Annotated in this window: 1 protein-coding gene; it reads right to left on the bottom strand. The window is 71.9% G+C overall.

Annotated features, from left to right (window positions below; genetic code table 11):
* A partial coding sequence (locus tag A5673_RS05565; protein ID WP_197518300.1) for a lytic transglycosylase domain-containing protein occupies nucleotides 1-637 on the bottom strand: 637 nt, incomplete at both ends.

Genomic DNA, 637 nt, shown 5'->3' on the forward strand with positions numbered 1-637 from the left:
TCTGTTGGGGGCCGATGCAGATCACGGTGCAGCCGGGCAGTTGCGTCGGCGCCTGCTGCGGCGTGGGTTGCATCCACGGGAACGTCGGCTGCTGGGTCGGCGGCGTCCCGCTCAGGTCGATCAGCGGGGTCCGCGCGAAGAAGTCGTCGGACGGCAGGCCGACGACATTCATCGGCAGGTTGGGCCCGAGCCCCTCTGGGTGGTCGTCGTGCGCGTTGCCCAGCGGCGGCGGCGGTCCCGTCATCGGCGGCAGGTCGACGGGGACCACGCCGGTGGCGTACGCGGCGGCCCAGCCCAGCACGTTCTGCGCGTAGGGCACCGAGTTGTTGTAGCGCAGGATCGCCGACATCACCTGCATGGGGTCGCGCAGGTTGAGCCCGCCGCTGCACAGGTACCGGGCCGCGGCCAGCGCCGAGTCGAACAGGTTCTGCGGATCGGCGGTTCCGTCACCCTTGCCGTCGACGGCGTAGCGCGCCCAGGTGCCGGGCAGGAACTGCATGGGGCCCATGGCGCGCGCGTAGGTGGGGCGGTTGCCGACGCTGCTCTGCAGGATGACCTCGTTGCCGGGCAGCGAGCCGTCCAGCGACGGGCCATAGATCGGGACCACCGCGGTGCCGCGCGCATCGACAGCCCCACC

Origin of the sequence: Mycobacterium sp. E3198, from assembly GCF_001667015.1 — a bacterium.
Lineage (GTDB): Bacteria > Actinomycetota > Actinomycetes > Mycobacteriales > Mycobacteriaceae > Mycobacterium.